At 71.3% G+C, this 7,550-nt stretch carries 5 protein-coding genes; 1 reads left to right on the forward strand and 4 read right to left on the reverse strand.

Annotated features, from left to right (window positions below; genetic code table 11):
* Nucleotides 1-87: 87 nt before the first annotated feature.
* The 4 genes from ACWGDE_RS33340 to ACWGDE_RS33355 all read right to left on the reverse strand — a co-directional run bounded on the left by ACWGDE_RS33340 (nucleotide 88) and on the right by ACWGDE_RS33355 (nucleotide 6,010).
* On the reverse strand, nucleotides 88-1,755 hold the full coding sequence (locus tag ACWGDE_RS33340) for an LCP family protein (RefSeq protein WP_453392791.1): 1,668 nt from the start codon (nucleotides 1,753-1,755) through the stop codon (nucleotides 88-90).
* A gap of 103 nt (nucleotides 1,756-1,858) precedes the next feature.
* Nucleotides 1,859-3,616 carry an LCP family protein gene (locus tag ACWGDE_RS33345; RefSeq protein WP_453392792.1) on the reverse strand — a complete coding sequence of 586 codons (1,758 nt, stop codon included), beginning with the start codon at nucleotides 3,614-3,616 and terminating at the stop codon, nucleotides 1,859-1,861.
* 223 nt (nucleotides 3,617-3,839) lie between these two features.
* Nucleotides 3,840-5,093: an LCP family protein gene (locus tag ACWGDE_RS33350; protein WP_453392793.1), complete on the reverse strand. Its 1,254-nt coding sequence runs from the start codon at nucleotides 5,091-5,093 to the stop codon at nucleotides 3,840-3,842.
* Between the two features lie 167 nt (nucleotides 5,094-5,260).
* Entirely contained in the window at nucleotides 5,261-6,010 is a 750-nt protein-coding gene (locus ACWGDE_RS33355) for a TIGR03089 family protein (RefSeq protein WP_453392794.1), read from the reverse strand.
* Nucleotides 6,011-6,150: 140 nt separating this feature from the next.
* On the opposite strand from ACWGDE_RS33355, the gene ACWGDE_RS33360 reads away from it, so the two are divergent.
* Complete coding sequence (locus tag ACWGDE_RS33360; RefSeq protein ID WP_453392795.1) at nucleotides 6,151-7,548, forward strand: peptidoglycan recognition protein family protein; 1,398 nt, start codon at nucleotides 6,151-6,153, stop codon at nucleotides 7,546-7,548.
* Nucleotides 7,549-7,550 lie beyond the last annotated feature (2 nt).

Raw genomic sequence — 7,550 nt, forward strand, 5'->3', positions numbered from 1 at the left:
GAACCCGCTCACACGAAAGGGGTGACCCGGTCCGGGCGGACCGGGTCACCCCTTTCGTATGACGCCCGTGCTCCCGCCGGGCTCAGCTCACCAGCGGAAGGGCCGGTAGATGTCCATGCAGCTGGTGTCCGTGCCGTTCAGGACGTCGGCCGACTCCGGGACCCCGCCCGCCTCGGGCGCCGCCTGCTTCGGGTAGACGTTGCCCTCCCGCCAGTCCGCGCCCACCACGAGGGTGATCCGGGTGACCCCGGGGGCCTTCTGCACCGACTCGGCCGGAATCCCGAGGGCCGCAGCCACGCTCTGCGCGTCGGCCGCCTGGGCGTCCGTCGCGTAACGGACGAGCGTGGTCTTCTCCGGGGTGAGCGCGGTGTCGGCCTTGGCCAGCGCGAACCCCTTGGAGACGAGCTGGCCCGCGATGACGGTGGCCCGCTTGCCCACCGGGGCCGCCCCGACGCCCGTGCCGTTGACCACCTGTACGGGGATCTTCGCGGGGTCGGTGACCGGGGCCTTGGAGGGCTCGGGGGCCGGCGCCGAGGGGGAACCGGCCGTGCCCGGCTGGCCGCTCTCGGCCGGGGCCGGTTCACCGTTGGAGTCCATGGCGACGTCCTTGCGGAGCATCGTCCACATCTTCTCGGCGTCCGCGGTGTTGATGACGACCCGGTTCTTGTCGCCCGGGGCGTCCAGCACCGGGATCGTGGTCATCGTGATGCGGTTGATGGGTACGTCCTTGAGCGCGAGGCCGAGGTCGAGGAGCTTCTTGACCGACCCGATCTCCTCCGACACCTTCAGCGACTTCGTCGCCGCCTCCGCCAGGCCCGTGAGGCGGGGGACGTCGGTGAAGGCGTTCTGGCTCTTGAGCCCGCGCATCATCGAGTTCATGTACATGTGCTGCGCCTTGGCCCGGCCCATGTCACTGCCGAAGGCGTGCCGGGTGCGCAGCCACTGGAGCGCCTGCTCGCCCTGGACCCTGGTGGTGCCCGCCTTCAGCTTGAGGCCGGAACCGCCCACCCCCGAGCCCGGCTCCGACTGGTCGAAGACGTTCTGGTTGACGCAGACGTCGACGCCGCCGATCGCGTCGGCCATGTTCACCACACCGACGAAGTCGATCATCATCCAGTGGTCGATGTAGACGTTGGTCAGCTTCTCCCAGGTGGCCAGGGTGCAGCCGGGACCCCCGTTGGCGAGGCTCTCGTTGATCATCGTCCTGACGGCCTTGTACTTCTTGCCCGTCTTGGGATCCGTGCACTCCGGGATGTCCACGAGGGTGTCGCGCGGAACGGAGGTGACCGAGGCGTTCTTCCGGTCGGCGGAGATGTGGATCAGCATCTGCACGTCGGCCCGCGCGGGGTCGCCGATGTTGTCCCAGCCCCCGCCGAGCTTCGCGTTCGCCTCGTCGCGGACGTCGGAGCCGAGCATCAGGATGTTGATCGGCCGCCGGCCGGAGGCGTCGGCCTCGGTCTTGGCCACACCGCTGTCGCCGCTCAGGCGCTGGCCGCTCTGGATGTTGGCGTTGAGGTGGCGGTAGTAGAGGTAGCCGGCCGCCGCCGTCCCGAGTATGAGCAGCGCCAGGATGGATGCGGTCCAGCGCAGTATGCGCCGTCGCCGGCTCCTGGCCGGGCGCTTCTTGCCGCGCCGGCGGTGGCCGGAGCCCGACCGCGGCGGGGGCACGGTGGCGCCCGCGTTCGGCCGGTCGTCGGGTATCTCGTCGCCGGACTGGACCGGCGCCCCCTCCCCTTGCACGCTGCTGTGCCTCACACGTACCCCCCCATCAAGATCACTTCGTGTCCCGTATTGTGCCGGTCCGGCGCATCCGGAACGTCATTGCTCGACCGCGGCGCCAGGTCGGCGGCCCCGCGCGTCACTTGGCGCAGACAGCCTTGTCCGCCTCGACCCGCTGCACGCCCTCGGGCGCCTTCTGCGGAGCGGTCAGTGAAACCCCCGCCCCCTTGAAGTCCGCGCCGAGCGTCAGCTTCATCGGTGTCTTCGGCGCGGCATCGGCCGTACCCATCTTCAGCGCCGTCGCCGGCAGCCCCATCATGTCCGCCAGCGCCCGGGCCTGGTCGGCCTGGTTGGGCGCGTACTCCAGCTGCGTGGTCTCCACCTTGGCGGGGGCGTTGCCCAGGTTGCTGGACTTGCCCACCCCCTTGGTGTTCTGCAGCCAGTTGAGCGTGCCGGAGGCCGAACCCGCCGGACCGCCGCCGTTGTAGACGTCCACGCGGACGTCCTTGGCGGGGGCGCGGGTGCCCTGCAGCAGCGCGTCGGTCCTGGCCTTCGCGTCGGCGTCGGCCGCGTCCTTCGCGGCCTGTTCCTTGTCCTTCGCCGCCTGCTCCTTCTGCTCGACCTCCGTGAGGGAAACGTCCCCCCGGATCATCTGGAGCAGCGGATCGGCCTGCGCCGGGTTGACGACGACGGTGGCCTTGACCTTCTCCGCCGGATTGTCGAGAACCGGAAGCGTGGTGAAGGTGATGTTCTTGAGGTCGATGTTCTTCAATTCACCCGCGAGTTCGGTGAGTTTGTCGATCGACCCTATGCCCGAGTCCACGCTGAGGGACTTGGTGGCCGCCTCGGCGAGGGAGAAGAACTTCTGCGGACTCGTGAGCGTCTGCTTCGACTTCATCTCGCGCATCATCGAGCTCAGGAACTGCTGCTGGGTCTTGATGCGGTCGAGGTCGCTCTCGTTGCCGAAGGCGTGCCGGGTCCGTACGAAGGCCAGCGCCTGCTCGCCCTCCAGCCGGTGCTCGCCCGCCGACAGCTTGAGCTTGGAGTCCTTGTCGTCGACGGCCTTCTCCACGCAGACCGGCACCCCGCCGACCGCCGTGCTCAGGTTCTTCACCGCGTTGAAGTCGGCCATCATGAAGTGGTCGACCTGGATCCCGGTGAGCTCCTTGACCGTGCGCATCGTGCAGCCCGGGTCGCGGCCGCCCTGGCCGAGGCTGGTGTTGAACCGGACCCCGCGCTCGCCCGCGATGTTCTTCGTTGAACCGTCCGGCTGCTTCGTCGGGCAGGACGGCACGTTGGTGATCAGGTCGCGCGGGATGGACAGCGCCGTGGCGTTGGAGCGGTCCTTCGCCACGTGGAAGAGGATCGTGGTGTCGGCGTGGCCGACGCTGCCCGCGTCCCCGTACCCCTCGTTGCCCGCACCGCTGCGCTTGTCGGTGCCGATGACCAGGATGTTGATGGCCTGGTCCTTCTTGAAGCCGCCGCTCGTACCGGCGTCGCCGACGTCGGTGACCGTGAGGTTGCCGTTCAGGTGGTCGTAGTAGAGGTACGCCGCCACCGAGCCGCCGACCAGCAGGAACGCCAGGGTTCCACCGGTCGTGACCAGGATCTTCTTACGGCGACCGCCGCCGCCCTTGCGCGAACGGCCACCCCGCCGGCCTCCGCCGGGAGGGGGGCCCTCGCCGCGGCGCGGTCCGGGGACGGCCGGCGACGGGGCGAGGGGGGCGCCGGGGGTCGCGGGAGCTCTGCGGGCGGAGTCGTGGGGCGCGGTCCGCTGCGGCGGCGCTTGCGCAACGGAATGGTCCAGTCGCAGTTCGTAGTTGCCGGTGCGGGGGTTGAGCACCCACTGGTCTGCGGGGTCGATCTCGTCGGCCCGTCCACGGCTTTGCGCATCCACGGTTTGCTCGAATCCTCCGTCGGTGCTTCGCGACGCGCCTCCCCTAGGGCGCCCGGTCAACGATCCGGCTGCTGGCGCGCGGCCTCTGTGCTGGCCGGGCGCCGGATCGCTCACCCTATCCGGACAGCTCCGTCCCAAACCATGCTGGTGATGAATTCCACGCCCTTACAACGGGGCAATCGCCCCAACAAGCTCGGGTCGGTCACCGGCTTTTGGGATTGCTTTACCGGCAATCGGCTATGCCCGCGGTAGTACCCGTAAAGGTGGGGACGGGCGTGGGGCCGTCGGCGGTTCCCCGGCCGGCCGCGGTTCCGCGGGCCGGTCCGTCCGCCCCGGAGCCCTCCTCGTCCTCGCCGTCCCCGCCGCCGCCCGGCGCCGCCCGCTCGGTCGGGGGGGTGGGCGTGGGGGCGGGCGGGGCTATGGTCAGCGGCTCGTCCGCCCGCAGCCGCCGGAACAGCTGGGTCGCGTCCGGCTCGCGCAGCTCGTCCCGGTTCGCGTCGGCGGAGTACGGCCGGCGCGGCACCGTGAGGAACTTGACCTGGTCGGTCGGGATGTCCCGCACGCCCCGTACGAGCTCGTACAGCCCGCGCAGCGAGGCCAGCCCCGGGTCCGTGGTCACCGAGGAGGTGGCCGCGTCCAGCAGCGGATACAGCCGCCCCGGGTTCAGCAGCACCCCGTTGCTCTGCACCTTCTTCACGAGCGACCCGAGGAAGATCTGCTGGCGCTCCATCCGCTCGGTGTCGCTGCCGTTGCCCAGGCTGTAGCGGGCCCGTACGAAGCCCAGCGCCTGCTCGCCCTGCAGCGTCTGGCGGCCCGCCGGCAGCTTCAGCCTGGCCTCGGTGTCGTCCACCGGCCGCTTCAGGCAGACCTCCACCCCGCCGATGGCGTCCACCATCCTCTTGAACCCGCTGAAGTCCAGCACCATGTGGTGATCGACCCGGATCCCTGTCAGCGCCTCCACCGTACGGATCGTGCAGGCGGTGCCACCCCATTCGAAGGCCCAGTTGAACTGGGCGAACTGCTCCCGGGTGCGGGTGCCGTCCTGCTGGAGGCAGGCGGGTATCTCCGTCATCAGGTCCCGGGGTATCGAGACCATCGTCGCGCTCTTCCGGTCCGCCGGCAGGTGCAGCAGGATCGTGGTGTCCGAGCGCTGCGTGCCCTCGTCCTGGCCGTAGTCGGAGTTGTCCTTGCCGGAGCGCGAGTCCGAGCCGATCAGCAGGATGTTCTGGGCCCCGCCCGCCAGGTGGGCCGGGCGCTCCTTGTCGTAGCGCCGCAGCTCGGCGGCGGCGGAGGTGTCCTCGGCGATGTTCCCGTCGAGCTTGGAGTAGACCCACCAGCCGGCCGCGGCTCCGGCGAGGACCAGCAGGACCGTACCGAGCCCGAGCAGGCGCAGCAGGCGGCGCCGACGGCTCCTCGGAGGCCTGGGTGCGCCTCCGGCCGCTTCGGTGCCGCCCGGTATGCCCGCACTGTCCGTCACTCGCGTCCGTCCCCTCACCCGTACCGCAGAGGCCGTACGGGTGAGTACGGCCTCTGCCGATCCTGCCCCCGGGTGCATGCCACGGCCCGGGGGCACGGCCCTGTACAGGGCCATGTGGGTGACAAATCGCCCATATTCGGCGTTGGGCGGAGTGGGTGACGGCGGAACTAGGCGGTGTGGGTGACGCGCTCGCTCTCGATCCGCTGGGCCAGCGTCTGCTCCGGCAGCCCGTCGGCGTTGCGGCACAGCACCACGGAGCCGCCCGTCGCCAGGGCCGCGTACAGCCCGGCCGAGAGCCCCTCCCAGGTGTCGTAGCCGAGCCGGGACAGCACCCGCGAGCCCTCGCCGCGGCCGAGCTTCACCGCGTCCTCGCGGGCCCGCTCCACGATCCCCGCGTACGAGAGCTCCTCGCCGCCGACCATCAGCCCGGGGCCGTCCGCGTCCACGGGCTGGAAGGGCGCGAACCGGTCGCCCTGCCCCGGCACCTCCACGGCGTAGTCCGCGAACCCGGCCGGCGGCTGCGGGAAGCGCCCGCCCAGCGGCCGCAGAGCCAGCGCCACCCGCTCGCCGGAGCAGGCGGCCGCCTCCTCCAGGGTGTCGGGACCGCTCACCACGAGGTCGGCGCCGGCCGGGTCCCCGCCCACCTCGGCGACGACCCCGACCGAGGCGCAGGCGAGCAGCCACACGGCGCTCTGCCAGTGCGCCGGGAGCAGCAGCGCGAGCCGGTCACCGGGCTCGGCGCCCAGGTCCCCCTGGAGCAGATTGGCGGTCTTGGCCACCCAATTGGCGAAGGTGGCGACGGACAATTCGACGCGCTCGCCCGTGGCATCGTCGTAAAAGGTGACGAGCGGGCGGCCGGGATCGCCGGCGAGCGCGGATCGCAGCAGGTCGGCAGGGGTGCGGTCAGTGGCGTTCACGGACCAGAGCCTACGCGGGCCCCTCCTCCGTACGGCGGCAGCACGATCCCCCGTACGGAGGAGGGGTATCACCGCCCGGACCGGACGGTGCGTCAGTTCTCGGATGGCGCCGGGTTCCGGGAGTCCTCAGCATCCTTTCCATGCGTGGATTCCTTGCTTCCTCGATCGGCGTCGCGACGGCTGCCGCACTGGCCCTGCCGCTCGCGCTCCCCACTACGGCCCTGGCCAATCCGTCGATGGGCTCGGCCCCCGTGACCCCCGCGGGGTCCACCGTGTCGCTGCCCCTGGTCCCCACGGGACCCGCGGCGGACCGTTCCCCGGGAGTCCCCGGCATGAGCACCTCGCCCCGGCTGCCCGAGACGCGGGGCCTGCCCGCGCGCGAGGTCGAGACGTTCTCGCTCGTCGGCGTCGTCTGGGACGACGCGGGCACCCAGCTCCACGGCCGCGTCCAGGTCCGCACCCGCTCCGCGGCCACCGCGGCCTGGTCGGACTGGCAGGACGTCGAAACCCACAACAGCGAACACGCCGCCGACCCCGACACGAACGAACGCGGATCCAGCCGGGTCCGCGGGAGCACCGCCCCGCTGTGGGTCGGCGAGTCCGACGGCGTCGAGGTCCGCGTCCAGGCCGAACCGGGCAGCGGCCGCACCGAGAGCGGCAAGCTCCCCAAGGGCCTGCGGATCGAACTCGTCGACCCCGGCTCCTCGGGCAGGGCCACGACGGACGGCAAGAACGGCACGGCCCTGCCGGTCGACGACAAGGGCGAGAGCGCCCTGCTCCCCGGCATGACCATGGAAATGACGGAGTCCTCCTCCGCCAACGTCCCGATGGCCCCCCTCGGCGCCAACCAGATCCCCGCGCTCAACAAGGCCGACTCCACCGCCGACGCCGTCCTCGCCGACGGCTCGCTCGAGGCCGCGGCCGCCCCGTACATCGGCCCGCGGCCCGGCATCGTCACCCGCAAGGGCTGGGGCGCCGACGAGAGCCTGCGCGAGAAGGGCTTCGTCTACACGAACACGGTCAAGGCGGCCTTCGTCCACCACACCGCCTCAGGCAACAACTACGCCTGCAAGGACGCCCCGGCGGTGCTGCGCAGCCTGTACCGCTACCACGTCGTCAGCAGCGGCTGGCGGGACATCGGCTACAACTTCGCCGTCGACAAGTGCGGCACGGTCTACGAGGGCCGGGCGGGCGGAGTCGCCAAGCCGGTGCTCGGCGCGCACACCATGGGCTTCAACACGGACAGCATGGGCATCGCGGTGATCGGCACGTTCTCCTCGACGGCCCCGCCGAAGCCCGCGGTGGACGCGGTGGCCCGCCTCACGGCCTGGAAACTGGGCCTCTTCGGAGCGGACCCCCGCGCCAAGACCACCCTGCGCTCCGGCGGCGGCAACCTCTACGCGAAGGGCACCAACGTCCGCCTGAACGTCATCTCGGGCCACCGCGACGGCTTCGCCACGGAATGCCCGGGCCGTCTCCTCTACGGCGAACTCCCCCCCACCCGCACCACCTCGGCCAAACTCCAGGGCCGCCCGTAGCC

Source organism: Streptomyces sp. NPDC054956, from assembly GCF_053609185.1.

What these genes read in the sequence shown, in the direction of transcription:
- ACWGDE_RS33360 (WP_453392795.1), top strand. Translation starts at nt 6,151, where the DNA reads ATGCGTGGATTCCTTGCTTCCTCGATCGGCGTCGCGACGGCTGCCGCA.